The sequence below is a fragment of the Streptomyces sp. NPDC057302 genome (assembly GCF_042667685.1).
Lineage (GTDB): Bacteria > Actinomycetota > Actinomycetes > Streptomycetales > Streptomycetaceae > Streptomyces.
Window position 1 is genome coordinate 17,294 of sequence record NZ_JBHUZJ010000020.1, and the last position, 23,449, is coordinate 40,742.

Below are 23,449 nucleotides of genomic sequence, written 5' to 3' on the forward strand. Positions count from 1 at the left end.
GGGTGCGCGCATCGGGTCATAGGGCCCGTAATAAAGTCACCGCATGCTTGTTGCCCTGACGATCGCGACCGCCGTGGCCGCGCTCGCGCTCGCCGCGTGGTGCGGCTTCGCCGCCTACCGGGACCAGCCGACCAAGGACTGGCACTTCATCGGCATGGCCGTGGTGACGCTCCTGGCCACGGTCCAGCTGATCGTCGGCATCGTCCAGCTGGCGCGGGGCGAGAAGCCCGAGCAGGGCACGACGATCTTCGTGTCGTATCTGATCGGCTCCTTCGCCTGCATCCCGGCCGCGGGCTTCATGTCCCTTGCCGAGCGCACCCGTTGGGGCTCCATCACGGTCGCCGCGGGCGGCGTGGTCCTCGCCGTGCTGCAGGTGCGGCTCTACGACATCTGGGGAGGCTGAGGTGACGGTGACCGAGCCCGACGAGCAGAAGGCGCCCGCCCGGCAGAAGCTGATCACCGGGCCGGGCATCCTGCTGGTGTGGCTGTACGGGGTGATGGTGGTCGGCGCCGTGTCGCGCTCCGCCGTGCAGATCTCGACGGACTTCCACAAGGCCCCGCTCGCGTACACGCTGTCCGCGCTCGCGGGCCTCGTCTACGGCTTCATCACGTACTCGCTCGTGCGCGGCGGCGAGAAGGCCCGCAAGGCGGCGCTGGTGTGCTGCGCCGCCGAGCTGGTGGGCGTCCTGGCGGTGGGCACCTGGACGCTCGTCGAGCCGTCCGCCTTCCCCGACGCCACGGTGTGGTCGGACTTCGGCATGGGCTATCTGTTCATCCCGGTGATCCTGCCGGTCACCGCGATCTTCTGGCTGAACAAGGCGCGGAGGCAGAGCGCCCCGTAGGGGCGCGGGGAACTGCGCGACCGGCCACCGCCGGCCCGCAGTCGCCCGGCGCGTGCTCAGACGCTGGACGCATAGGCGCTCGCGCCGATCTCCTTGGCGAGAGTGACCACCGTGAGCCGTTCGTTCACCTGCTGGGCGCCCACCGCCACGTAACCGTGCTTGCGGTAGAGCTGGAGGTTCTGCTCGCTGCGATGGCCGCTGGAGAGCTGGAAGCACTTGGCGGCGCCGCCCGTGCCCAGGCGCCCCTCTATGGAGTCCAGGAGCCGGCCGCCCAGGCCGTGCCGCTGCATCCGGGGGTGGACGATGAGTTTGTCGATCCGCGCCGTGCCGTCGGGGTCGACCGTGCCGCGCACCGACGCGACGACCTCGTCGCCGAGGCGGGCCACCAGCACGCTTCCGGTGGTCAGTTCGGCCTTGATGGAGTCCAGGGACTGCGTGAGCGGCTCGATCGAGTAGTCGCCGTACAGCTCGGCCTCGTTCTGGTAGCACAGGTACTGCAGTTTGAGGATCTTCTCGGCGTCCTGTCCGTCCGCCTCCGAGATGGTCACGCTCATGCCCATGTGTGCATGCCTCCCGCTCACCTGCTCCGCCGGTTGTCTATCGCTCCTTTCCCCACGGTTCAGGAGCTGCAACCTCCGCCGCCAGCATTCTGCGCAGGCACCCCAGACAACGGGAACGTTCCGGCCCCAGACTGCCCTGTGACATTCCCAACTCACCTGCGATCTCCCGGTAGGTGAGGTCCTTGGGGGACAGCAGCGCGGCCATCAGGCCGGGGCAGCGGCCGGGCAGTCTGCGCACCGCCGCGTAGAGGGTGCGCCTGCGGTCGGCCCGCAGGGCGCGCTGTTCGGGGCCGCGCTCGGTGTCGTCGGCGGGGTCGGTCGCGTACGCCACCTCGCGCTCTTCCCTGTGCCGGGTGCGGCGCGCCTCGGAGGCGACGGCGGCGCGCATCCAGGTCGCCGGGTCGGCGGGTGGGTCGGCGACGTCCATGCGTTCCAACAGGCGCAGCCAGACGGCCTGTTCCAGGTCACCGGGGTCGGCGCCGGAGCCGTACGCAGCGGCGGAGGCCTCGGCGGCGAGGAGCGGACGCAGCGTGGGGATGAGCTCGTGGGTCATGCAGGGCGTGACGCGACCGCCCCGGCACGAGGTTGCCGGGGCGGCGCTCTGTCACCCCAACCGGGGCCGGACGATCAGCCGTTGACGAAGTCCTCGCGGGCCAGCAGCGCGGTGTCGCAGTTGTCGGAGAAGATGCCGTCGATGCCCGTCTCGAAGTACGCCTTGAAGGCACCGAAGGCGTCGCCGTAGGCGTTCGGGTCGGTGCCCTTCTTGAAGTTCGTGGGCAGGAAGGTGTTCTCGTTGCGCATCGTGTACGGGTGCAGGATCAGGTCCGCGTCGTGCGCGTCCTTCACCAGGGTGGACGGGGTGCCGAGGCTGCCGTCCGGCTTCTTCGGGATGACGAGGTCGAGCGTGGGGCCGATGCCCTGCGCGAACGACGCCATCCACTTCAGGCCCTCGGGCTTGATGAGGTCGGCGACGGTGCGCGGGTCACCGGCCTCGACGAAGTCCCAGGGGCGGGAGCTCGCGGTGGACAGGAGCACCACGAGCGGCGGGCCGACCAGCTTGTTCAGGCGCTGGAGGCTGCTGGGCTCGAAGGACTGCAGGAAGTTCGGCGAGCTCTTCTTGTGCCGCCCGTACTTGCGCAGGAGTTTGGCGAGCGGCTCCTCCAGGCCGAGACCCAGCTTGCGGAAGTACGTGGGGTGCTTGGTCTCGATGTGCAGCCAGACCCGCTTGCCGCGCTCGCGGCCCTGCCGGTCGGCCCACCGGAAGACCTCCTCCAGGGTGGGCACGTCCCAGCGGCCGTCGTAGAGCGTGTTGCGCTGGCGGGTGCCGGGGATGCGCTCCTTGGCGCGCAGCGTCTTCAGCTCGGCGAGCGTGAAGTCCTCGGTGAACCAGCCGGTGAGCGAGACGCCGTCCACGGACTTGGTGGTCTTGCGGGACGCGAACTCGGGGTGCGCCGAGACGTCCGTCGTCGCGGTGATGTCGTTCTCGTGACGGCATACGAGATGGCCGTCCTTGGTGGGCACGACGTCCTGCTCGATGACGTGCGCGCCCATGTCGAGGGCGAGCTGGTACGAGCCGAGCGTGTGCTCGGGCCGGTAGCCGCTGGTGCCGCGGTGCGCGACGATCGTGGGCACCGGCAGGTCGCCGTGGTCCCCGTGCCCGTGCTTCCCGTCGGCTCTCGCCACGCCGGGCAGTCCCACCACGGCTGTGCCCGCCCCGAGGACGGCCGCTCCCAGTACCGCGCGCCGCCCCGGCCGCCGCTCCCCCGGCTCCCCCGACTTCGAATCCCTCGACTGCTGCGTAGCCATTGAGCGCTCCTCCCGATGTGCTGCCTTGCACCTGACAAAGCGGCACGATCGTAGGTGGCCCCGCGTGACGGATGGGAGACCCTGGACCGAACGGAAGGGTGACGCCGGATGGCGACTGGTGTGCGGGAGGGGGTCCGTTCGGTTGTCTTCGGTCCGCCTTCGGAGCCGTGAACTCCGTGGCAGCGCGTGACCGCGGTGCGTGACAAGGGCCACTAGGACGAGCCACATGCCCCACACAGGGATAACGTCGTCACAAGGAGGGCGGTCCAAGGGCAACACCACGCAAACCCAGGTCAACTCTGCGTATCGAGTGCGTGAACCCGATGTGCGGTGAGCGGGGACCCGCGAGTATCGTCCTCACCTGCACATACTCGTCGTCGACCCGTTGACACCGGAGGGCCCGTTGTCCCGTCTCACGCTCATCAAGGCTGTGCTCGGACCGATCTTGCGTCTGATGTTCCGCCCCCGGGTGGAAGGCGCAGAGAACATTCCGGGCACCGGTCCGGTCATCATGGCCGGAAACCACCTCACGTTCATCGACTCGATGATCATGCCCCTGGTCTGCCCGCGTCCGGTGTTCTTCATCGGCAAGGACGAGTACGTCACGGGCAAGGGAATCAAGGGCCGCCTGATGGCCTGGTTCTTCACCGGCTCCGGAATGATCCCCGTGGACCGCGACGGCGGCCACGGCGGTGTCGCCGCCCTGATGACCGGGCGCCGGGTCCTGGAGGAGGGCAAGCTCTTCGGCATCTACCCCGAGGGCACCCGCTCCCCCGACGGCCGTCTGTACCGCGGTCGCACGGGCATCGCCCGGCTGACCCTGATGACCGGCGCGCCCGTGGTCCCCTTCGCGATGATCGGCACGGACAAGCTCCAGCCCGGCGGCAAGGGGCTCCCGCGTCCGGGCCGCGTGACGGTGCGCTTCGGTGAGCCGATGGAGTTCTCGCGGTACGAGGGCATGGACCGCGACCGCTATGTGCTCCGGGCGGTGACGGACTCCGTGATGACGGAGGTCATGCAGCTCTCCGGTCAGGAGTACGTGGACATGTACGCCACGAAGGCGAAGGCCGCGTAGGCCTGCGAGGCTCGTTCGCGTAGACCTGCGCCCGCACCGGCGCCAGGGGCTTGCCCCTTCGGCGCCAGTGCGGGCGTTTCGTGTTCTCTGCAGGCCGTATGTGGCTGGTCGCGCAGCTCCCCGCGCCCCTTACGGGGCCCGGCCGTCCTCCAGCTTCGAACCCTTCAGGAGGAACCACGCCGCCACGGCGGTGGCGAGTAGTACCCCCGCCCCCACGCCGGAGGCCAACCGCAGGCCGTCCACGAAGGCGTCCTGGGCCGAGGCGAGCAGGGCCTGGGACTCGTGGGCCGGGAGGCCCGCCGTCGACTCCACCGCGCCGCCGAGCGATTCGTGCGCGGCCGACGCCACCTCCGGCGGGGTGCCCGCGGGGGCGGTGAAGCCGCGGTAGACGCCCGTCACGATGGAGCCGAGCAGGGCGATGCCGAGCGCCGCGCCCAGTTCGTACGCCGTCTCGGAGACCGCGGACGCCGCGCCCGCCTGCTCCTTGGGCACGCTGGAAAGGATGACGTCGGCGGTCACCGTGAACGAGAACCCCGCGCCGATGCCGACGACCAGGAGCGAGGCGCCGAGCAGCGGATACCCGGTGCTCTGGCTCAGCGTGGTGAGCGCCGCGAGGGCGATGCCCACCGCCGCGAGTCCACCGGCGACCACCGCGCGCACGGAGAACCGCCGCGCGACCATGCCCGCGATCAGACCGGCCGCCACCGCGCCCACCGCCGCGGGAAGCTCGGCGAGGCCCGCCTCGAAGGGCCGCCTTCCCTGGACCAGTTGCAGGAACTGGGAGAGGAAGAAGACCAGGCCCGAGAGCCCGAGGACCGTCAGGAGATCGGCGAGCACCGCCCCGGAGAACCCCCGGTTGCGGAAGAGACGCATGTCCAGGAGAGGCGCCTTGAGGGTGAGCTGGCGTCGTACGAACCAGGTGAGGGCCGCCACGCCGAGCACGCCCGCCGCTCCGACGTCCCAGCGGATGCCGTGCGCCGCCGCCTCCTTGATGGCGTACACGACGGCGATCATGCCGATGAGCGAGAGCACGACGCTGATCAGGTCCCACGGACCCGGCGCCGGATTCTTCGACTCGGGCAGGAACTTGATGCCGACGATCACCAGGACCGCCATCACCGGCAGGTTGATCAGGAAGACCGAGCCCCACCAGAAGTGTTCGAGCAGGAAACCGCCGACGACGGGCCCGACGGCGGCGCCCGCCGACGCCATCGCGCCCCAGATGCCGACCGCGAGGCTGCGCTCGCGCGGGTCGTGGAAGATGTTGCGGATCAGCGCGAGCGTGGACGGCATCAGGGTCGCGCCCGCGACACCGAGCAGCGCCCTGGCCAGCATGAGCAGTTCGGGCGTGGTCGCGTACGCGTTGAGGACCGAGACACCGCCGAAGGCGACGGCTCCGATCAGCAGGAGCTTCTTGCGGCCGATGCGGTCGCCGAGGCTGCCCATGGAGACGAGCAGACCGGCGATGACGAACGAGTACACGTCGCCGATCCACAGCAGCTGCGTGCCGGTCGGCTTGAGGTCCTCGCTGATGTACGGCGTGGCCAGGCCGAGCACCGTCGCGTCCACGGCGACGAGCAGGACGGCGAGCACCAGGACGGCGAGCGCGAGCCAGCGGCCGGGGCTGCGCTCGACCTCCGCCGACGCGGTCCGCTGTTCGATGCTGGTCATGGTTCCACTCTCCGTTGTGCTCCGCCGATCAGCAGCTCGGCGATCATGTGTGTGAAGTCCTTGGCGGCCACGCGGCCGTCGAGGACGGCCCAGGCGCCCGCGCCGATGAGGCCGTACAGCGCCTCCGTGAGCCAGACGGGGCTCAGGTCGATGCGGAACTCGCCGCTCTCCTGGCCGCGCCTGAAGAGCGCGCCGATGCTGTCGTCGAGCCGGGACCAGCCCTCGTGCTGCGCGTCGTCCTCGAACAGTTGGTTCTCGGTGACGAGGAACGCGAGCAGTCCCGCGGCCGGCTGGATCTCCTTCACCAGGCGGCGCAGCGCCTGGTGGGCGCTGTCCTCGCCGAGCCTGGCCGCGGCGAGGGCGGCCTCGCACTCCTGGATGCCCAGCTCTTCCAGGGCGCGTACGAGTGCGTCGCGCCCCGCGAAGTGGCGGTGCAGGGTGGCGCGGCTGATCCCCGCCGCGCGCGCCACCTCGTCCATCGTGGCGGAGCCTTTGCGCGTGAGGAGCGCCGCGGCACTGCGCAGCACCTGGTCGCGATCGACTGACATGAGACAAGCCTAGACCATGTGAGACATATTTGTCTCACGCGACACGCGCACCGCTCACCAGAGGCCGCCTGGGAGGGGGACTCAGTGCCAGGGCAGCTGTCCGCGCCGCTCCCAGTACGCGGCGGGCTCCTCCACCAGGCCCGCGAGCCGCTCGAGCTGCTCCGCGTCGAGGTCGACGGCCGCCGCGTGCAGGTTGGAGACGAGCTGGACGGAGGTGGCGGCCCCGGAGAGGACCACCCCCGCCCACGGCCGGCGCAGCACCAGGGCGAGCGCGACCGCGTCGCAGCCGAGCCCGGTCGCCGCGGCGATCTCACGCAGGGCCGCGGGGGCGTGCGGGTCGGCAAGGCGCCCGTTGGCCATGGCCTCCTTGACCAGGACGGTGAGGCCCGCGTCATGGGCCTCGGCGAGCGCGGGGCCCGCCGATGTCTCCAGGGCGTTGTACGTGGCCTGGACCGTACGGAACAGGGGCTCGCCGTCCACGGTCACTTCGAGGGCGGCGCGGATGGCCGCCGCCTGCTCCGGGCCGCTGACGGAAAGTCCGACCGTCACGCCCTCGGCCGCCAACCCGGCGAGTTCGGCCTGGAGTTCCTTGTCGGTGAGGGCGGGGCTCCGCGGTGTCACGGAGTGGATCTGATAGAGGTCGAGCCGCTCGCCGAGCAACTGGTCGCTCTCCTCGCGCTGGCGGACGTACGCGGCGACGCTGTGGTCCTTGACCTCGTGCGGGGGCGCGGCGTCGGCGTTCCACGCGGCCGTGTACGTGTAGCCCCACTTGCTGCCGATCACGACGTCACGGATGTCGGGCCTGGCGTGCAGCCAGTCGGCGAGGAACTCCTCGGAGCGGCCGTAGGAACGCGCCACGTCGAAGTACCGGACGCCCAACGCGTAGGCAGCGTCCAGGAGTTCGATGGAGCGCTCGCGCAGGGCCTCAACGCTGCGTGACTGCGGCAGATCGGCCTCGCGGCCGAGCGTGATGTAGCCGGGCCTGCCGACGGCGGCCAGGCCGAAGCCGATGTGGGCGGTGGGGGTGGTGGCTGCGGCCAGGCGGGAAAAGGGCATCGCGGGCTCCGTTCGGTCGGCTCCTTGCGGAAGAACGACCAACGTAACCCGCGATGCCCACGTCAACGCGGCACGCGCTGCCCCGGCGTCACTTACGCGCCGCGGCCCACTCCTGCTGAACCGTCAGATCGGCCTTGACCTCGGCGAGCTGGACGGCGACGGCCGAGGGGGCGGTGCCGCCGCGGCCGTTGCGGGAGGCCAGGGCGCCGGGGACGTTCAGGACGGTCCTGACCTCGGGGGTGAGGTGCTCGGAGATCTTGGCGAACTGCTCGTCGGTGAGTTCGTCGAGCTCGATGCCCTGCGCCTCGCACTCCTTGACGCACTCGCCCGCGACCTCATGTGCCACACGGAACGGCACGCCCTGCCTGACCAGCCACTCGGCGATGTCCGTGGCGAGCGAGAAACCGGCCGGGGCCAGCTCCTCCATGCGCTCGCGGTGCACGGTGAGCGTCGCCATCATGCCGGTGAAGGCGGGCAGCAGGACCTCCAGCTGGTCGCAGGAGTCGAAGACCGGCTCCTTGTCCTCCTGGAGGTCGCGGTTGTACGCGAGCGGGAGCGCCTTGAGCGTCGCCATCAGTCCGGTCAGGTTGCCGATGAGGCGGCCCGACTTGCCGCGTGCCAGCTCGGCGATGTCCGGGTTCTTCTTCTGCGGCATGATCGACGAGCCGGTCGAGAAGGCGTCGTGGAGCGTGACGAAGGAGAACTCCTTCGTGTTCCAGAGGATGATCTCCTCGGCGATCCGGGAGAGATTCACGCCGATCATCGCGGTGATGAAGGCGAACTCCGCGGCGAAGTCCCGCGACGCCGTCCCGTCGATCGAGTTGGCCGCCGAGCCGCGCTCGAAGCCGAGGTCCGCGGCGACCGCCTCGGGGTCGAGACCGAGGGAGGATCCCGCGAGGGCGCCCGAGCCGTACGGCGACACGGCCGTCCGCTCGTCCCACTGCCGCAGGCGCTCGGCGTCCCGGGAGAGGGACTGGACGTGCGCGAGTACGTGGTGCGCGAAGAGCACGGGCTGGGCGTGCTGGAGGTGCGTGCGCCCCGGCATGGCGACGCCGGGGTGCGCCTCGGCGAGGCCGACGAGCGCGCCCTGGAGGTCGGCGATCAGGCCGCCGATGATCCGGGCGTGGTCCCGCAGGTACATCCGGAAGAGCGTCGCCACCTGGTCGTTGCGCGAACGGCCCGCGCGGAGCTTGCCGCCGAGGTCCGGGCCGAGCCGCTCCAGGAGGCCGCGCTCCAGGGCGGTGTGCACGTCCTCGTCCGCGATGGTGCCGACGAACTCGCCCGACGCCACGTCGGTCTCGAGCTGGTCGAGCCCGGCCAGCATGCGGGTCAGCTCGTCCACGGTGAGGAGCCCCGCCTTGTGGAGCACGCGCGCGTGGGCACGGGATCCGGCGATGTCGTAGGGCGCGAGGCACCAGTCGAAGTGGACCGATGCCGACAGCTTGGCCAGGGCCTCTGCCGGGCCGTCCGCGAACCGGCCGCCCCAGAGCCGGACGTCACCGCCGTTGTTGCTGCTCACTTCACGTGCTCCTTACCCTGCAATCGCCGTCATGCATGAGTATGCAGTGCTCCGTATGTTCCGTCAATTCAGCCACAGAGCGAGACCCACCCACAAGTCGTTAGACAAGCGAAATATCTCTGATGAATAATCCTTAGACATGGGAAAGACTTACGAACGCATAGACGGCAGACTCCGCAAGTTCATCGAGGCCCAGCCCCTCTTCTTCACCGCCACCGCCCCCCTCTCCGGCGACGGCACGGTCAATCTCTCCCCCAAAGGTCTCACCGGCTCGTTCGCCGTCGTCGACGAACACACCGTGGCCTACCTGGACTTCGCGGGCAGCACCGCGGAAACAGTCGCGCACCTGCGCGAGAACGGCCGCATCACCCTGATGTGGTGCGCCTTCCAGGGCCCGCCCAACATCGTCCGGGTGCACGGCCGCGGCGAACCCGTCTTCCGTGACGACCCGCGCTGGGCCGAACTGCTCGGGCACTTCCCCGGCATCGACCCGACCCCGCACGGCCTGCGCGCGATCATCGTCGTGACGGCCGAACTCGTCCGTGACAGCTGTGGATACGCGGTGCCCTTCATGTCGTACGACGAGGACCGCGACCTGCACGGCAAGCGCTTCGCGCGCGAGGACGACGCCTCGCTGAGCGAGTACTTCACCAAGCGGCAGATCGCACGGAGTATCGACGGCCTGCCGGGAGTGCCGCTGCCCCTGCCTCCCACTACCGTCTGAGCCATGCGCCCCCGTGCCGCCGCCCTCGCGTCCGCAGCAGCCCTCGTCCTCGCGGCCACCTGCGCCCTCGGCGCCGCCGCGCCCGGCGCGAAACCACCGCTGCCCGCGCGCATGGCGGACACGGGCGGCGGAACCCAGCTCATCACCGCGCGGGCCGCGCACACCGGCTCCACCACCGGCACGCTCACCTGGTGGGAGCGGCGCGGCGGGCGGTGGGCGAAGTCCGGCTCGGCGTCCGCGCGGTTCGGCGCGAAGGGCCTGACGGAGGGCGGCTCCCGCGAGCAGGGGACCAACACGACGCCCACCGGGCTCTTCCGCCTGCCGTACGCCTTCGGCATCAAGGCCGCACCGCCCGGCACCGGCTACCCCTACCGCCGCGTCACGAAGAACTCCTGGTGGTGCCAGGACAACAAGTCCCGCTCCTACAACCGCTGGACCCAGCCCCGCCCCGCGGACTGCCGCGCCGCCGAGTCCGAGCACCTCATCACCTACGAGGCCCAGTACGCGCACGCCCTGGTGATCGGCTTCAACTACGACCGCCCGGTGCGCGGGCGCGGCGCCGGGATCTTCCTGCACGTCAACGGGCGCGGGGCGACGGCGGGCTGCGTGTCGGTCTCCGGGGACGCGATGCGGCGGATCCTGCGGTGGGCCGAGCCCGACCGGCGGCCGCACATGGCGATCGGGACGGCTTCGGGGGGCACCGCCATCACGCGGTACTGAACGGCTCCGCCGGCACCGCCGGCACAGAGCGACCCTGGCAGCTTCGTGTAGCGACCACATATCGAGACGGGTTTGCGCCTCCACCACGCGGCGGCGTTGCATCGCCGGGTGCAGACCGAACAGACGATCCCCAGCCCCACGGACAGCGGCGACAAGGCGGCGCGCCTCGCCGTCACCGTCTTCCCCGTCCTCGTGCTCGCCGCCGGCGCGCTCGGCCTGATGGCGCCGGACGCCTTCAAGGACTGGGGCACGAACGTCCCGTACCTCCTGGGGCTCGTGATGTTCTGCATGGGGCTCACCATGACCCCGCTGGACTTCCAGGGCGTCGTCAAGCGGCCCTGGGCCGTCGCGCTCGGTCTGGTCGCGCACTACGTGATCATGCCGGGGCTCGGCTGGCTCATCGCCCACGCGCTCGGGCTCTCGCCCCAGCTGGCGGCCGGTGTCATCCTCGTCGGCTGCGCGCCGAGCGGGACCGCGTCCAACGTCGTGACCTATCTGGCGCGCGGCGACGTGGCACTGTCCGTGTCCGTCGCCACCGTCTCGACCGTGCTCGCGCCGCTCATCACGCCGCCCCTCACGCTGCTCCTCGCGGGCGAGTACCTGCCCGTGGACGCGGGCTCGATGGTCACGGACATCCTCAAGACCGTGCTGCTTCCGGTGCTGGCCGGTCTCGTGGTGCGCCTGCTCTTCGGCCGCTACATCGGGCGGGTCCTCAGCGCCCTTCCGTGGCTCTCCGCCCTGACGATCGCCGTCATCGTGGCCGTGGTGGTCGCGGGTAGCGCGGCGGCCATCAAGTCGGCCGCCCTGCTCGTGTTCGTCGCCGTCGTCCTGCACAACGGCCTCGGCCTGGCGCTCGGCTACGGCGCGGGCAAGCTGGCCCGCCTGGGCCCGCCCGCATCGCGCGCCATGGCCTTCGAGGTCGGGATGCAGAACTCGGGGCTCGCCGCGTCGCTCGCCACGGCCCACTTCAGCCCGCTGGCCGCGCTGCCCGCCGCCGTGTTCTCCGTGTGGCACAACGTGTCGGGGGCGCTGGTCGCCGCCTGGATGTCGCACCGGGCGCGGCGCACGGAGCGACAGGGCGAACAGCACACCGAGCAGCAGAGCGTGCCCGTCCAGCAGGCCTGACGGGCACGCGTCCGGCGTCCGGCGTCCGGCGTCCGGCGTCCGCAAAGAAGCTTCCGGCAAAAGAATCTTCCGGCAGACGTAGACGGGACGGATCAGCTCCGCTTACCTTCTAGACATGCCTGGACAGGTTCATAAACACCATCGCGTCGCGCACGTACTCGCCGACGAGATCCGCGCCGGGGTGCACGCCGACGGCAGCCGCCTCCCCGGCGAGCACGCCCTGCGGGAGCGGTTCGGGGTCAGTCGCACCACCGTGCGCCAGGCGCTGAGCGCGCTCGGCGAGCAGGGGCTCATCGAGACGCACGCCGGCATCGGTTCGATCGTCACGTTCGACGGCACCCCGCTCGACCAGCAGCTCGGCTGGACCCGGGCCCTCGCCGACCAGGGCACCGCCCTCGCCACGGACACCCTGCGCTTCGAGCGGATCGCCGACCCGGAGCTCGCCGCCGAACTCGGCCTGACGGCAGCGCACTTCATCGCCCTGGACCGCGTCAGGCGACTGCCCGACGGCTCCGGTGTCTCACTGGAGCGCAGCCGTGTCCCCGCGGTGCCCGCCCTCGCCGATCTGCCCGAGCGGGGCCTGGACGGCGGATCGCTGAACCGGACACTGATCGCAGCGGGCCACATCGCCGCGTCCAGCGACGCCCACATCACGGTCTCCGGCCTCGGCGACGAGGACGCGGGGCTGCTCCACCGCTCCCCTGGCGAGCCGTTCATCCGGCTCGCCCAGGTCTTCCGCGACGCCGACGGGGAGGTCGTGGAGCAGGTGACGAGCCTGCTCGACCCGTCACGGTTCCAACTGCACGTACGCACCGGCCGAGGAGGCCACTCATGACCACAGCACCCCCCGCCCTGCCCACCCTTCTCGACCGCGCGCTCGGCGCCTTCTACGGACTCGCGCTCGGCGACGCCCTGGGCATGCCGACGCAGATCATGTCCCGCGCCGACGTCGTACGCGTCTACGGCAATGTCACCGGATTCGAAGCCTCCCGGTCGGACAACCCCGTGAGCGCGGGCATGCGGGCCGGTTCCGTCACCGACGACACCGACCAGGCGGTCATCGTGGCGCGCCTCCTCGTCGAGGGCGGCGGCCACATCGCCCCGCTGCGGTTCGCCGAGGCGCTGCTCTCCTGGGAGCGCGAGATGAAGGCCAAGGGCTCCTTCGACCTGCTCGGTCCGTCCACCAAGGCGGCCCTGGACGCCGTCGCGGGCGGCACCGACCCGAAGGAGGCGGGCAGGTACGGCACGACCAACGGCGCCGCCATGCGCGTCACCCCGGTCGGCATCGCCTTCGCCGCCGATCCGCTGCCGGACTTCCTCGACCGGGTCGTGGAGTCCTGCCAGGTCACCCATGACACGAACATCGGCATCGCGGGCGCGGCGGCCGTCGCGGCCGCGGTGAGCACGGGCGTCGAGGGCGGCACGCTCGACGATGCCTTCGACGCCGCGATCACCGCCGCTGCGGCCGGTGCCCGGCGCGGCAACTGGGTCGCGGGCGCCGACATCGCCGCCCGGATCGCCTGGGCCCGCGAGCTGGTGGACGGCCTGGACGAGGCCACGGCCGTCGACCGCGTCGTCGCGCTCATCGGCACCAGCGTGGCCAGCCAGGAGTCGGTGCCCGCGGCGTTCGCGGTGCTCGCGCTGACCGGCGGCGACCCCTGGCGCAGCACGCTGCTCGCCGCGAACCTCGGCGGCGACAGCGACACGATCGGCGCGATCGCGGGCGCGATCGCCGGATCGGTGCACGGACTCTCGGGCCTGCCCGCCGACGCCGTACGCACCCTGCGCACGGTCAACAGCCTCGAACTGGAGCCGCTGACGGCCCAGTTGCTCACCCACCGCTGAATCTCCGCTCCCGTACGACTCCCCCGCCCCACCCCCACGTACCGCGCAAGGAGGTCCCGTCATGACCGCTTCAACGAAGAACGTGTCGGTCGGCACCGTAGAGACCCGAGGGATCGAGCCGGTCCCCGACAGTGAGCGTCATGGCCACGCGGGCCAGATGTTCTGGACCTGGTTCGCCGCCAACATCTCGATCCTCGGGCTACCGCTCGGCGCGACGCTCGTCGCCTTTCGCGGACTGAACATCTGGCAGGCGGCGCTGGTCGCGATCGTCGGCTCGTTCGGATCGTTCGCGCTGGTGGGGGCGTTGAGCCTGGCCGGCAAGAAGGGCGGGGCGCCCGCGCTCACGCTCTCCCGCTCGGTGTTCGGGCAGCGCGGCAACGCGGGCCCGACGCTGGTCAGCTGGCTGAGCCGGGTCGGCTGGGAGACGATCACGACGACCACGGCGGCGTACGCGCTGCTCGCCCTCCTCGGCGTGGCCTTCGGCGTCGACCAGAACTCCTTCCTGACCGTGCTCTGTCTGCTGGTCTTCATCGCCTGCACGCTGCTGATCAGCGGCCTCGGGCACGCCACGATCATGTGGATCAACAAGTGGGCGACGGTTCTCTTCGGCGTACTGAACCTGATCGTGATGGGTTTCCTGGTCGCGACCGTCGACTGGTCGAAGGTGCTCGAAGCCCCGGCGGGACCGTCCAGCGGAGTCATCGCGGGCATCGGCTTCATCGCCGCGGGCACGGGCATCGGCTGGGCCAACGCCGGTGCGGACTACGCCCGTTACCTGCCCCGTACGATCCCGGGGCGCCGCCTGGTCACCGCGTCGGCCTTCGGCGCGGGCATCCCGCTCGTCCTGCTCATCTCGCTCGGCTCGCTCCTGACGGCGGGCGACCCGTCCCTGGCGACCTCCTCCGACCCGGTCTCGGCGATCAACGCGATGCTGCCGTCCTGGATGGCGATCCCGTATCTGATCGCGGCCTTCGGCGGCCTGCTCATGTCGAACCACCTGTCGACGTACTCCGCGGGCCTCACCATGATCACGCTGGGTCTGCGGGTGCCGCGGGCCTGGGCCGTGGTCATCGACATCGTGCTGATGTTCCTCGGCGGCATCTACTTCATGCTGATCGCGGACGACTTCTACGGCCCGTTCTCCACCTTCCTGACGCTGCTCGCCGTGCCCATCTCCGCCTGGATCGGGGTGATCGCGGTCGACATGCTGCGGGGCCGCGACTACGACTCGGACGCCCTGATGGACACCTCGCGGACCAGCCGCTACTGGTACACCGGCGGCTTCCGCCTGCGCGCCGTGCTCGCCTGGGTGGCGGCGATCGTGTCGGGGCTCCTGTTCACGACCGCCGGGACCGGCGCGGACGACGTGTGGTTCTCCGGTCCGCTCGCCGACACCTGGCCGGGCGTCAACGGCCTGGGCTGGGCGGTCTCGATGGCGGTGGGCGCGGCGGTGTACGCCGCCCTCGGCCGACGTCACTCGGCCACCCCCGCCACAGCCTCCGCCCTGCTTGAGGAGTCCGTCCGATGAACACCACCGCATCGCCTTCCCCCCGTCTCGTCCTCGCGGGGAACGTCATCGCCGACCTCGTCATCGAGGTCCCCGCACTGCCTGAACGGGGCGGCGACGTCATCGGCTCCCGTACGGAGCTGTACGCGGGCGGCGGCTTCAACGCCCTGACGGCGGCGCGTCGCCTGGGAGCGGACACGGTGTACGCGGGCCTGCACGGCACCGGCCCGTACGGGGATCTCGTACGCCGTGCCCTCGCCGACGAAGGCGTCGCGACCCTGCACCCGGTGCGCAGGGACGGGGACACGGGGTTCTGTGTGGCCTTGGTGGATTCCGGGGGCGAGCGGACGTTCGTGACCAGCTTCGGCGTGGACGCGCGGATGACGGCGGCGGAGACGGCTGTCGTCGCGGGGTCGCTGCGGCCCGGCGACACGGTCCAGCTCTCCGGGTACAGCCTCGTGATGGAGATCAACGGCCCGCTGCTCTCCGCCTTCGCGGCGGCGCTGCCTGCTGAGGTCCGCGTCTGTTTCGACCCGGGGCCGTTGGTCGCCGACATCCCCGCGCCCCTCCTCGACCCGGTCCTCGCGCGGACCGACTGGCTGAGCTGCAACGCGCGGGAGGCACGCCTGATGACGGGCCACTCTCTTCCGCAGGAGGCGGCTGCCGCCCTGCGGGGGCGGCTCGCGCCGGGGGCGGGGGTGCTGGTGCGGGCCGACAAGGACGGGTGCTGGTTGGCTGCGCCGGGCTCGGACGAGGTGGTGCACGTGCCCGGGTTCCCCGTGGACGCGGTGGACAGCAATGGCGCCGGGGATGCCCATGTCGGTGCGTTCCTCGCCCTGTTGGGGCGGGGTCTCGATCCGCTCACGGCGGCGCGTGGTGCGAACGCGGCGGCGGCTTACGCGGTGACGCGGCGGGGGCCGGCCACCTCGCCGGGACTGCCGGAGCTGGTGGCCTTCTTGGGGGACGACCCGCTGGGTGGGGTGCTGGGGTAGGGGCGGGCCCTGCGGGGCTTTCCCCAGTCCCACCCCTACCCGAAACTGGGGCTCCGCCCCACACCCCGAACAAGATGTCCTCAATCGCCGGACAGGCTGAAATCTTTCAGCCTGTCCGGCGATTGAGGACGAACTCGGCGAAGCCGGTGATCAACGGCAACCAAGGCCCCCGCGCCAGAGCGGGTTCTCGGGAAGGGGCGGGGTTGGGGACGGATCAGTGCTCGTTCGAAGCCAGCCGCAGCAGATGATCCGCCAGCGCCTGACCCCCCGTGGCCTCCCGGCTGATCAGCATCAGTGTGTCGTCCCCCGCGATCGTCCCCAGGATGTCGTGCAGCTCCGCCTGGTCGATCGCCGAGGCCAGGAACTGGGCGGCCCCCGGCGGCGTCCGCAGGACGACCAGGTTGGCCGAGGCCTCCGCGGAGATCAGGAGCTCCGCGGAGAGGCGGCGCATCCGCTCCTCCTTGGCGGACTCCCCCAGGGGGGCCCGCGGCGTGCGGAAGCCGCCCTCGCTCGGCACCGCGTAGATGAGATCGCCCTCGGCATTGCGGATCTTCACGGCGTTCAGCTCGTCCAGGTCCCGCGAGAGCGTCGCCTGCGTGACCGTGAGGCCGTCGTCGGCGAGCAGCTTCGCCAGCTGGCTCTGGGAGCGCACGGGCTGCCGGTTGAGAATGTCCACGATCCGGCGGTGGCGTGCGGTGCGGGTCTGCGGCACCGCGGGCCCGGCGTGATCCGGGTGTTCCACGTGCTCGTTGCCTTGCGCCTGGCTCATCGTCGTCTCATTCTCCGGATCGTCCGTCCCCGTCGGCCGCGGTGGCCTGGTCAAGCACGCCGGGCAGGGCCCGGAGGAACGCGTCCACCTCGTCGTCGCGCACGTTCAGCGGCGGCATCAGCCGTACGACATCGGGGGCGGGCGCGTTCACCAGGAAGCCGGCGTCCTGAGCCGCCTGCTGCGCCTGGGGCGCGAGCGGCTCGGTGAGCACGATACCCAGCAGCAGGCCCGCACCCCGGACATGGCCCACGAGCGGGTGTCCCAGTGACTCGATTCCGTCGCGCAGCTTCTCGCTCGCCCGCTTCACGTTCTCCAGGAGCCCGTCGGCATCGATCGTGTTAAGCACCGCGAGTCCCGCGGCGCATGCCACGGGGTTCCCGCCGAACGTCGTTCCGTGGTGACCGGGCTTGAGGAGCTCGGCCGCCGCGCCGAAGGCGACCGTGGCGCCGAGCGGAAGGCCACCGCCCAGACCCTTCGCGAGCGTGACGACGTCGGGCTGCACGCCCTCGTGCGCGAGGTACTCGAACCAGTGGCCCGTACGGCCGATTGCGGTCTGCACCTCGTCGAGGACGAGGAGGGTTCCGGTGGCCGCGGTGATGTCGCGAGCCGCCTTGAGGTAGCCCGCGGGCGGCACGATGACGCCGTTCTCGCCCTGGATCGGTTCGATGATGACGAGGGCGGTCTCTTCGGTGACCGCGGACCGCAGGGCCTCCACGTCCCCGTACGGGACATGTGTGACGTCACCGGGCAGCGGCAGGAACGGCTCCTGCTTCCCCGGCTGGCCGGTGAGCGCGAGCGCTCCCATGGTCCGGCCGTGGAACCCGCCGTCCGTGGCGACCATGTGCGAACGGCCCGTCAGGCGGCCGATCTTGAAGGCGCCTTCGTTGGCCTCGGCGCCGGAGTTGCAGAAGTACACCCGCCCCGCGCGTCCGAAGAGCTGGAGCAGCCGCTCGGCGAGCGCGACCGGCGGCTCGGCGATGAAGAGGTTCGAGACATGGCCGAGGGACGCGATCTGGGTGCTGACCGCCTCGACGACCGCCGGGTGCGCGTGGCCGAGCGCGTTGACGGCGATGCCGCCGACGAAGTCGACGTACTCCTTGCCGTCGGCGTCCCACAGCTTGCTGCCCGCGCCGCGGACGAGGGGCAGCCTGGGCGTGCCGTAGTTGTCCATCAGCGCGTCCCGCCAGCGCTGGGTCAGCTCCTCGTTGCCGGTCATGCCGCTTCCCCCTTCATGTCGTCCACAGGTGCGTCCGGCACGACCATCGTGCCGATGCCCTCGTCGGTGAAGATCTCCAGCAGGATCGAGTGCTGGACCCGCCCGTCGATCACGCGGGCCGTCTCGACGCCGTTGCGTACGGCGTGCAGGCAGCCCTCCATCTTGGGGACCATGCCGCTGGCCAGCTCGGGAAGGAGCTTCTCCAGTTCCTTCGCGGTCAGGCGGCTGATCACCTCGTCGCTGTGGGGCCAGTCCTCATAGAGGCCCTCGACGTCCGTGAGGACCATGAGGGTCTCTGCGTCCAGCGCAGCCGCAAGTGCCGCAGCCGCCGTATCAGCATTGACGTTGTAGACATGTCCGTCGTCCTGGGAGCGGGCGATCGAGGAGACGACCGGGATACGGCCGTCAGCGAGCAGGGCTTCGATGGCGCCGGTGTCGATCTCGGTGATCTCGCCGACGCGGCCGATGTCGACCAACTCGCCCTCGATACGGGGCTGGTGCTTGGTGGCGGTGATGGTGTGCGCGTCCTCGCCGGTGAGGCCGACGGCGAGCGGGCCGTGCTGGTTGAGCAGCCCGACCAGCTCGCGCTGGACCTGTCCCGCGAGCACCATGCGTACGACGTCCATGGCGTCCTCGGTGGTGACCCGCAGGCCCGCCTTGAACTCGCTGACGATGCCGTGCCGTTCGAGGGCCGCGCTGATCTGCGGTCCGCCGCCGTGCACGACGACGGGCTTGAGGCCCGCGTGGTGCAGGAAGACGACGTCCTGCGCGAAGGCGGCTTTCAGCTCCTCGTCGATCATGGCGTTGCCGCCGAACTTGATGACGACGGTCTTGCCGCGGTGCCGGGTCAGCCAGGGCAGCGCCTCGATGAGGATCTGCGCCTTGGGGAGCGCGGTGTGCTTGCGTGCGGTCGGGTTGCCGCTCACGCCGTCGCTCGGATTGCCGCTCGTGTCACTGCTCATGAGGAGTACGCGCTGTTCTCGTGGACGTAGTCGGCGGTGAGGTCGTTGGCCCAGATCACGACGGGCTCGGCGGTGCCTGCCGCCAGATCCGCGGTGATCTTGATCTCGCGGTAGCGCATGTCGACGAGGTCGCGGTCCTCGCCCACGCTGCCGTTCTTGCAGACCCAGACGTCGTTGATGGCGACGTTCAGCTGGTCGGGCTCGAAGGCGGCCTTCGTGGTGCCGATCGCGGAGAGCACCCGGCCCCAGTTGGGGTCCTCGCCGTGCAGGGCGCACTTGAGGAGGTTGTTGCGGGCGATGGAGCGGCCCACCTCGACGCCGTCGTCCTCCGAAGCGGCGTTGACGACCTCGATCCGGATGTCCTTGCTCGCGCCCTCGGCGTCGCCGATGAGCTGGCGGGCGAGGTCGTCGCAGACGGCGCGGACGGCGTCGGCGAACTCGTCGTACTGAGGGACGACTTGAGAGGCGCCGGAGGCCAGCAGGAGCACCGTGTCGTTCGTCGACATGCAGCCGTCGGAGTCGACGCGGTCGAAGGTGACCTTCGTGGCGTCGCGCAGCGCCTTGTCCAGGACACCGGCTTCGAGGTCGGCGTCCGTGGTGAGCACGACGAGCATCGTGGCGAGCCCGGGGGCGAGCATGCCCGCGCCCTTCGCCATGCCGCCGACCGACCAGCTGCCCTTGGTGACCACGGCGGTCTTGTGCACGCTGTCGGTGGTCTTGATGGCGATGGCGGCCTTCTCGCCGCCGTGCGCGGAGAGTTCACCGGCCGCGCTCTCGACCCCCGGCAGGAGCTTGTCCATGGGGAGCGTGACGCCGATGAGTCCCGTCGACGCGACGGCGACCTCGCCCGCGTTCAGGTCGAGGGTCTCGGCGACCTTCTCGGCGGTCGCGTGCGTGTCCTGGAAGCCCCGCGGGCCCGTACAGGCGTTGGCGCCACCGGAGTTGAGGACGACGGCCGAGACGAGCCCGCCCTTGACGACCTGCTCCGACCAGAGGACGGGGGCGGCCTTGACGCGGTTGGAGGTGAAGACGCCCGCGGCGGCCAGGCGGGGCCCGGTGTTGACCACGAGGGCCAGGTCCGGGTTGCCGTTCTCCTTGATCCCGGCGGCGATGCCCGCCGCCGTGAATCCCTGTGCTGCCGTGACGCTCACGGTGCCACTCCGATCGTGGTGAGCCCGGTGGCCTCGTCGAGGCCGAGTGCGATGTTCATGCTCTGCAGGGCGCCGCCCGCGGTGCCCTTGGTGAGGTTGTCGATGGCGCTGATCACGATGACGCGGCCCGCCGCCTCGTCGTACGCGACCTGGATCTGCACGGCGTTCGAGCCGTACACGGCGGCCGTCGCCGGCCACTGCCCCTCGGGGAGCACGTGCACGAAGGGCTCGTCCGCGTAGGCCTTCTCGTACGCGGCCCGCAGGGATTCGGCGGTGACGCCGGCCGTCGCCTTCGCGCTGCACGTGGCGAGGATGCCGCGCGGCATCGGGGCGAGGGTGGGCGTGAAGGAGACGGTGACGGGGGTGCCCGCGGCGGCGGAGAGGTTCTGGATCATCTCCGGGGTGTGCCGGTGGACGCCGCCCACGCCGTACGGCGACATGGAGCCCATGACCTCGGAGCCCAGCAGGTGCGGCTTGAGCGCCTTGCCCGCGCCCGAGGTCCCGGTAGCGGCGACGATCACCGCTTCGGCCTCGGCGAGCCCGGCGGCGTACGCGGGGAAGAGGGCGAGCGAAACGGCCGTGGGATAGCAGCCGGGCACGGCGATGCGCTTGGACCCCGCGAGAGCCGCGCGGGCGCCCGGCAGTTCGGGCAGGCCGTAGGGCCAGGTCCCGGCGTGCTCGCTGCCGTAGAACTTCTCCCAGTCGGCCGCGTCCTTCAGCCGGAAGTCGGCGCCCATGTCGACCACGAGGACGTCCGGGCCGAGCTGCTCGGCGACGGCGGCGGACTGGCCGTGGGGCAGGGCGAGGAAGACGACGTCATGCCGACGGCCCTGACCGGCGAGGACCTCGGCGGTGGTCGGCTCCAGGACGCGGTCGGCGAGCGGCATCAGGTGCGGCTGCAGCGCGCCCAGGCGCTGGCCCGCGTTCGAGTTGCCCGTCAGGGCGCCGATCTCCACCTCGGGGTGGACGAGCAGCAGACGCAGCAATTCACCGCCCGCGTACCCGCTCGCTCCTGCCACTGCTGCACGTACCGCCATGGAACCCTCCTCTTGGAGAGCATGACTATACGCAAAGCCGCAGTTTTATGCAACGAGCGAACCCCCCTCCCGCTTGACCTGAGTAGACCTGTCTGTCTAATCTGATGCACGATTAGACAGACAGGTCTACTCATACTGTGGACGGGGAATGGTCATGACGAATCTTTCGGTCGTCCCGGCGTCCGAACCGGCGCGCACCTCGGATGCGGCGCTCGCCGGATCCGCTTCCCGATCCGGCTCCGCCGCCGTATCCGCGCGGGGCAGGCGGCTGCCGCCGAACGTGGCGCTGTACGTACTCGCCTCGATCACCGTCTCCTTCCTGGCGGCCTCCAGCGCGCCGACCCCGCTCTACGCCGTCTACCAGGCCGAATGGGGCTTCGACCCGATCACCACCACCGTGGTCTTCGGCGTCTACGCGGTGGCCGTGCTGCTCGGGCTGCTCACCACGGGCAAGCTCTCCGACCACGTCGGCAGGCGGCCGGTGCTGCTGGTCGCGCTGGCGGCGCAGGTCGCCTCGATGGTCGTGTTCGCCACCGCAGACGGCGTGCCGGGGCTGGTGGTCGCCCGGATCGTCCAGGGCCTTTCGACCGGCGCCGCGCTCGGCGCGATCGGGGCGGGGATGATGGATATCGACCGGTCGCGCGGCACGCTCACCAACGCGGTCGTTCCGGGCATCGGCACGGCGACCGGCGCGCTGGTCTCCGGCCTCGTCGTCCAGTTCCTGCCCGCCCCCACGCATCTGGTCTACCTCGGGCTGCTGGCGGTCTTCGTCCTCCAGGCCGTCGCCGTCGCGCTGATGGCGGAGACGGTGACCCGCAAGCCGGGAGCACTGGCCAGCCTGGCGCCGGAGATCAAGCTGCCGCGCGCCGTGCGCCGCCCGATGCTGGTGGCCGCGCCGGTGCTGTTCGCCGTCTGGGCGCTGGCCGGTCTCTACGGGTCGCTCGGCCCGTCCCTCGCGCGGCAGTTGACCGGCTCCAGGTCCGAAGTCCTCGGCGGTCTCAGCCTGTTCGTGCTCGCCGGGGTGGCCGCCGTCTCGGTCCTTGTCCTGCGGAAGGCGGCGACCCGGACGGTGATGCTCACCGGCATCCTCGCGCTGATCGCCGGGGTGGCCCTCACCCTCGTGTCGATCCGCGACTCCTCCCCCACCGGCTTCTTCGTCGGCACCGCCATCGCGGGCGTCGGCTTCGGCAGCGGGTTCCAGGGCGGCATCCGTACGGTGATGCCGCTGGCCCGGCCGCACGAGAGCTCCGGGGTCCTTTCGCTGCTCTTCGTCGTCTCCTACCTGGGCATGGGGGTGCCCGCCGTGATCGCCGGGTTCCTCGTCGTCCACGCGGGCGGACTGACCGCCACCGCGCAGGAGTACGGCGTCGCCGTGATCGTCCTCGCGGCGTTCGCGTTGCTCGGGCTGCTGCGCGGAGGCCGGGACAGGGCGGTGGCCCTGCCGGGCGAGCGGGTCGGCGGCAACGCCTGAGGGGTGGGCCTGCGGCCGGGGCTCGGCCGCAGGGCGCCGCCGGAGCATAATGTAGACAGGTCTGTCTGAAGGAGTGACCGTCATGGCGAGTGTCCAGAGCACCGCGAAGCCGTCGGCGCGTGAGCGCCTGCTCGCCGCCGCGAACGAACTGTTCTACGCCGAGGGCGTGCAGAGCGTCGGGATCGACCGGGTCATCGAGCACGCGGGCGTGGCCAAGGCGTCGCTGTACAACACCTTCGGCGGCAAGGAGCAGCTGGTCCGGGCGTACCTCGACACCCGGCACGCGGGCACCGCCGACCGGATCACCCGGGCCATCGCGGAGCGCGACACACCCCGCGAGCAGATGTTGGCGGTCTTCGAGTCCCAGGGGCGGCAGTTCGACCGGCCCGACTTCCGGGGCTGCGCCTTCATCCGCGCCGGTGCCGAAGCCAGCCCCGGCGGTCTTGTCCAGGAAGCGGCGGACGCCTTCCGCGGCTGGATGCGCGAACTCTTCACCCGCCTCGCCGCCGAGGCCGGCGCCGCCGACCCCGACGCCCTGGGCCGCCAGCTCCAACTCCTCTACGACGGCGCCGGCATCTCCGCCCTGATGGACCACGACTCCACGGTGGCCGCGGCCTCCCGCGCGGCGGCGACCGCCCTGATCGCGGCGGCGACGGGCGCATCCGCCGAGGCGTGAGCGACCCGGCCAACACACCGGGCCGCCGGTCGTGGGGACCGCCCCGGAGCTCACCGACGCTCACGCACAGTGAGCCTCCACCCTCATGATCCGCCGGCCAGGAGTCTCGGTCACCCGTCCGGCCGCTCCAGCGGGTCCGCCCCCATCCGCCGGTGCGGTACTGGAACGCGAGCGACC

At 71.1% G+C, this 23,449-nt stretch carries 24 protein-coding genes; 12 read left to right on the forward strand and 12 right to left on the reverse strand.

Annotated features, from left to right (window positions below):
* Positions 1–43: 43 nt before the first annotated feature.
* On the forward strand, positions 44–403 hold the full coding sequence (locus ACFUPX_RS16865) for a hypothetical protein (protein WP_383322143.1): 360 nt from the start codon (positions 44–46) through the stop codon (positions 401–403).
* 1 nt (position 404) lies between these two features.
* A complete protein-coding gene (locus tag ACFUPX_RS16870; RefSeq protein WP_383322146.1) occupies positions 405–842 on the forward strand; it encodes a hypothetical protein in 438 nt (145 codons plus the stop codon).
* 56 nt (positions 843–898) lie between these two features.
* Here ACFUPX_RS16870 and ACFUPX_RS16875 read toward each other — a convergent pair whose 3' ends face one another.
* The 3 genes from ACFUPX_RS16875 to ACFUPX_RS16885 all read right to left on the reverse strand — a co-directional run bounded on the left by ACFUPX_RS16875 (position 899) and on the right by ACFUPX_RS16885 (position 3,208).
* Complete coding sequence (locus tag ACFUPX_RS16875) at positions 899–1,402, reverse strand: GNAT family N-acetyltransferase (RefSeq protein ID WP_383322149.1); 504 nt, start codon at positions 1,400–1,402, stop codon at positions 899–901.
* 37 nt (positions 1,403–1,439) lie between these two features.
* Positions 1,440–1,955, reverse strand: coding sequence for a sigma-70 family RNA polymerase sigma factor (locus ACFUPX_RS16880; RefSeq protein ID WP_383322152.1), 516 nt, complete (start codon positions 1,953–1,955; stop codon positions 1,440–1,442).
* Between the two features lie 74 nt (positions 1,956–2,029).
* A complete protein-coding gene (locus tag ACFUPX_RS16885) occupies positions 2,030–3,208 on the reverse strand; it encodes a glycerophosphodiester phosphodiesterase (RefSeq protein WP_383322155.1) in 1,179 nt (392 codons plus the stop codon).
* Between the two features lie 454 nt (positions 3,209–3,662).
* Between ACFUPX_RS16885 and ACFUPX_RS16890 the strand changes: the two genes are divergently transcribed.
* On the forward strand, positions 3,663–4,283 hold the full coding sequence (locus ACFUPX_RS16890) for a lysophospholipid acyltransferase family protein (protein WP_383322158.1): 621 nt from the start codon (positions 3,663–3,665) through the stop codon (positions 4,281–4,283).
* 129 nt (positions 4,284–4,412) lie between these two features.
* On the opposite strand, the gene ACFUPX_RS16895 is transcribed toward ACFUPX_RS16890, so the two are convergent.
* The 4 genes from ACFUPX_RS16895 to argH form a co-directional block, all read right to left on the reverse strand.
* Positions 4,413–5,954: an MFS transporter gene (locus ACFUPX_RS16895; RefSeq protein WP_383322161.1), complete on the reverse strand. Its 1,542-nt coding sequence runs from the start codon at positions 5,952–5,954 to the stop codon at positions 4,413–4,415.
* Positions 5,951–6,502, reverse strand: coding sequence for a TetR/AcrR family transcriptional regulator (locus ACFUPX_RS16900; RefSeq protein WP_383322164.1), 552 nt, complete (start codon positions 6,500–6,502; stop codon positions 5,951–5,953). The genes ACFUPX_RS16895 and ACFUPX_RS16900 overlap by 4 nt, the downstream gene beginning before the upstream one ends.
* Before the next feature lie 81 nt (positions 6,503–6,583).
* Positions 6,584–7,558, reverse strand: coding sequence for an aldo/keto reductase (locus ACFUPX_RS16905; RefSeq protein WP_383322167.1), 975 nt, complete (start codon positions 7,556–7,558; stop codon positions 6,584–6,586).
* A gap of 88 nt (positions 7,559–7,646) precedes the next feature.
* Entirely contained in the window at positions 7,647–9,077 is a 1,431-nt protein-coding gene (gene argH, locus ACFUPX_RS16910) for an argininosuccinate lyase (RefSeq protein ID WP_383322170.1), read from the reverse strand.
* A 139-nt stretch (positions 9,078–9,216) separates the two neighbouring features.
* Here argH and ACFUPX_RS16915 point away from each other — a divergent pair, with 139 nt between their 5' ends.
* The 7 genes from ACFUPX_RS16915 (at position 9,217) to ACFUPX_RS16945 (ending at position 15,990) form a co-directional block, all read left to right on the forward strand.
* The gene (locus ACFUPX_RS16915) at positions 9,217–9,801 is read left to right on the forward strand and encodes a pyridoxamine 5'-phosphate oxidase family protein (RefSeq protein ID WP_383322173.1); all 585 of its coding nucleotides are present in this window, start codon (positions 9,217–9,219) and stop codon (positions 9,799–9,801) included.
* A gap of 3 nt (positions 9,802–9,804) precedes the next feature.
* Positions 9,805–10,521: a L,D-transpeptidase gene (locus tag ACFUPX_RS16920; RefSeq protein WP_383322176.1), complete on the forward strand. Its 717-nt coding sequence runs from the start codon at positions 9,805–9,807 to the stop codon at positions 10,519–10,521.
* Positions 10,522–10,629: 108 nt separating this feature from the next.
* The gene (locus ACFUPX_RS16925) at positions 10,630–11,646 is read left to right on the forward strand and encodes a bile acid:sodium symporter family protein (RefSeq protein WP_383322179.1); all 1,017 of its coding nucleotides are present in this window, start codon (positions 10,630–10,632) and stop codon (positions 11,644–11,646) included.
* 115 nt (positions 11,647–11,761) lie between these two features.
* A complete protein-coding gene (locus ACFUPX_RS16930) occupies positions 11,762–12,481 on the forward strand; it encodes a GntR family transcriptional regulator (protein WP_383322182.1) in 720 nt (239 codons plus the stop codon).
* Positions 12,478–13,491 (forward strand): ADP-ribosylglycohydrolase family protein, encoded by a 1,014-nt coding sequence (locus tag ACFUPX_RS16935; RefSeq protein ID WP_383322185.1) that lies wholly within the window; start codon positions 12,478–12,480, stop codon positions 13,489–13,491. The genes ACFUPX_RS16930 and ACFUPX_RS16935 overlap by 4 nt, the downstream gene beginning before the upstream one ends.
* Before the next feature lie 61 nt (positions 13,492–13,552).
* A complete protein-coding gene (locus tag ACFUPX_RS16940; RefSeq protein WP_383322188.1) occupies positions 13,553–15,019 on the forward strand; it encodes a purine-cytosine permease family protein in 1,467 nt (488 codons plus the stop codon).
* The gene (locus tag ACFUPX_RS16945) at positions 15,016–15,990 is read left to right on the forward strand and encodes a PfkB family carbohydrate kinase (protein ID WP_383322191.1); all 975 of its coding nucleotides are present in this window, start codon (positions 15,016–15,018) and stop codon (positions 15,988–15,990) included. The genes ACFUPX_RS16940 and ACFUPX_RS16945 overlap by 4 nt, the downstream gene beginning before the upstream one ends.
* Positions 15,991–16,204: 214 nt before the next feature.
* On the opposite strand, the gene ACFUPX_RS16950 is transcribed toward ACFUPX_RS16945, so the two are convergent.
* Genes ACFUPX_RS16950 through argC form a run of 5 tightly spaced genes read right to left on the reverse strand, consistent with a single transcriptional unit; the run spans position 16,205 to position 21,125 of the window.
* Positions 16,205–16,759: an arginine repressor gene (locus ACFUPX_RS16950; protein ID WP_365860134.1), complete on the reverse strand. Its 555-nt coding sequence runs from the start codon at positions 16,757–16,759 to the stop codon at positions 16,205–16,207.
* Positions 16,760–16,766: 7 nt separating this feature from the next.
* Entirely contained in the window at positions 16,767–17,975 is a 1,209-nt protein-coding gene (locus ACFUPX_RS16955) for an acetylornithine transaminase (RefSeq protein ID WP_383322194.1), read from the reverse strand.
* Positions 17,972–18,937 carry an acetylglutamate kinase gene (gene argB / locus ACFUPX_RS16960; RefSeq protein WP_383322197.1) on the reverse strand — a complete coding sequence of 322 codons (966 nt, stop codon included), beginning with the start codon at positions 18,935–18,937 and terminating at the stop codon, positions 17,972–17,974. The genes ACFUPX_RS16955 and argB overlap by 4 nt, the downstream gene beginning before the upstream one ends.
* Positions 18,934–20,088 carry a bifunctional glutamate N-acetyltransferase/amino-acid acetyltransferase ArgJ gene (gene argJ, locus ACFUPX_RS16965; protein ID WP_383322200.1) on the reverse strand — a complete coding sequence of 385 codons (1,155 nt, stop codon included), beginning with the start codon at positions 20,086–20,088 and terminating at the stop codon, positions 18,934–18,936. Before argJ ends, argB begins: the two co-directional genes overlap by 4 nt.
* Positions 20,085–21,125: an N-acetyl-gamma-glutamyl-phosphate reductase gene (gene argC / locus ACFUPX_RS16970; protein WP_383322203.1), complete on the reverse strand. Its 1,041-nt coding sequence runs from the start codon at positions 21,123–21,125 to the stop codon at positions 20,085–20,087. Before argC ends, argJ begins: the two co-directional genes overlap by 4 nt.
* A gap of 154 nt (positions 21,126–21,279) precedes the next feature.
* Between argC and ACFUPX_RS16975 the strand changes: the two genes are divergently transcribed.
* Both ACFUPX_RS16975 and ACFUPX_RS16980 read left to right on the forward strand, forming a co-directional pair.
* Positions 21,280–22,596: an MFS transporter gene (locus tag ACFUPX_RS16975; RefSeq protein WP_383322206.1), complete on the forward strand. Its 1,317-nt coding sequence runs from the start codon at positions 21,280–21,282 to the stop codon at positions 22,594–22,596.
* A gap of 82 nt (positions 22,597–22,678) precedes the next feature.
* Positions 22,679–23,272 (forward strand): TetR/AcrR family transcriptional regulator, encoded by a 594-nt coding sequence (locus tag ACFUPX_RS16980; protein WP_383322209.1) that lies wholly within the window; start codon positions 22,679–22,681, stop codon positions 23,270–23,272.
* Positions 23,273–23,449 lie beyond the last annotated feature (177 nt).

Coding starts and splice junctions, on each gene's coding strand:
- ACFUPX_RS16980 (WP_383322209.1), top strand. CDS start 22,679: ATGGCGAGTGTCCAGAGCACCGCGAAGCCGTCGGCGCGTGAGCGCCTG.
- ACFUPX_RS16875 (WP_383322149.1), bottom strand. CDS start 1,402: ATGGGCATGAGCGTGACCATCTCGGAGGCGGACGGACAGGACGCCGAG.
- ACFUPX_RS16920 (WP_383322176.1), top strand. CDS start 9,805: ATGCGCCCCCGTGCCGCCGCCCTCGCGTCCGCAGCAGCCCTCGTCCTC.
- ACFUPX_RS16885 (WP_383322155.1), bottom strand. CDS start 3,208: ATGGCTACGCAGCAGTCGAGGGATTCGAAGTCGGGGGAGCCGGGGGAG.
- ACFUPX_RS16935 (WP_383322185.1), top strand. CDS start 12,478: ATGACCACAGCACCCCCCGCCCTGCCCACCCTTCTCGACCGCGCGCTC.
- ACFUPX_RS16955 (WP_383322194.1), bottom strand. CDS start 17,975: ATGACCGGCAACGAGGAGCTGACCCAGCGCTGGCGGGACGCGCTGATG.
- argC (WP_383322203.1), bottom strand. CDS start 21,125: ATGGCGGTACGTGCAGCAGTGGCAGGAGCGAGCGGGTACGCGGGCGGT.
- ACFUPX_RS16895 (WP_383322161.1), bottom strand. CDS start 5,954: ATGACCAGCATCGAACAGCGGACCGCGTCGGCGGAGGTCGAGCGCAGC.
- ACFUPX_RS16950 (WP_365860134.1), bottom strand. CDS start 16,759: ATGAGCCAGGCGCAAGGCAACGAGCACGTGGAACACCCGGATCACGCC.
- ACFUPX_RS16975 (WP_383322206.1), top strand. CDS start 21,280: ATGACGAATCTTTCGGTCGTCCCGGCGTCCGAACCGGCGCGCACCTCG.
- ACFUPX_RS16940 (WP_383322188.1), top strand. CDS start 13,553: ATGACCGCTTCAACGAAGAACGTGTCGGTCGGCACCGTAGAGACCCGA.
- ACFUPX_RS16890 (WP_383322158.1), top strand. CDS start 3,663: ATGTTCCGCCCCCGGGTGGAAGGCGCAGAGAACATTCCGGGCACCGGT.
- argB (WP_383322197.1), bottom strand. CDS start 18,937: ATGAGCAGTGACACGAGCGGCAATCCGAGCGACGGCGTGAGCGGCAAC.
- ACFUPX_RS16905 (WP_383322167.1), bottom strand. CDS start 7,558: ATGCCCTTTTCCCGCCTGGCCGCAGCCACCACCCCCACCGCCCACATC.
- ACFUPX_RS16930 (WP_383322182.1), top strand. CDS start 11,762: ATGCCTGGACAGGTTCATAAACACCATCGCGTCGCGCACGTACTCGCC.
- ACFUPX_RS16880 (WP_383322152.1), bottom strand. CDS start 1,955: ATGACCCACGAGCTCATCCCCACGCTGCGTCCGCTCCTCGCCGCCGAG.
- ACFUPX_RS16865 (WP_383322143.1), top strand. CDS start 44: ATGCTTGTTGCCCTGACGATCGCGACCGCCGTGGCCGCGCTCGCGCTC.
- ACFUPX_RS16915 (WP_383322173.1), top strand. CDS start 9,217: ATGGGAAAGACTTACGAACGCATAGACGGCAGACTCCGCAAGTTCATC.
- ACFUPX_RS16900 (WP_383322164.1), bottom strand. CDS start 6,502: ATGTCAGTCGATCGCGACCAGGTGCTGCGCAGTGCCGCGGCGCTCCTC.
- ACFUPX_RS16945 (WP_383322191.1), top strand. CDS start 15,016: ATGAACACCACCGCATCGCCTTCCCCCCGTCTCGTCCTCGCGGGGAAC.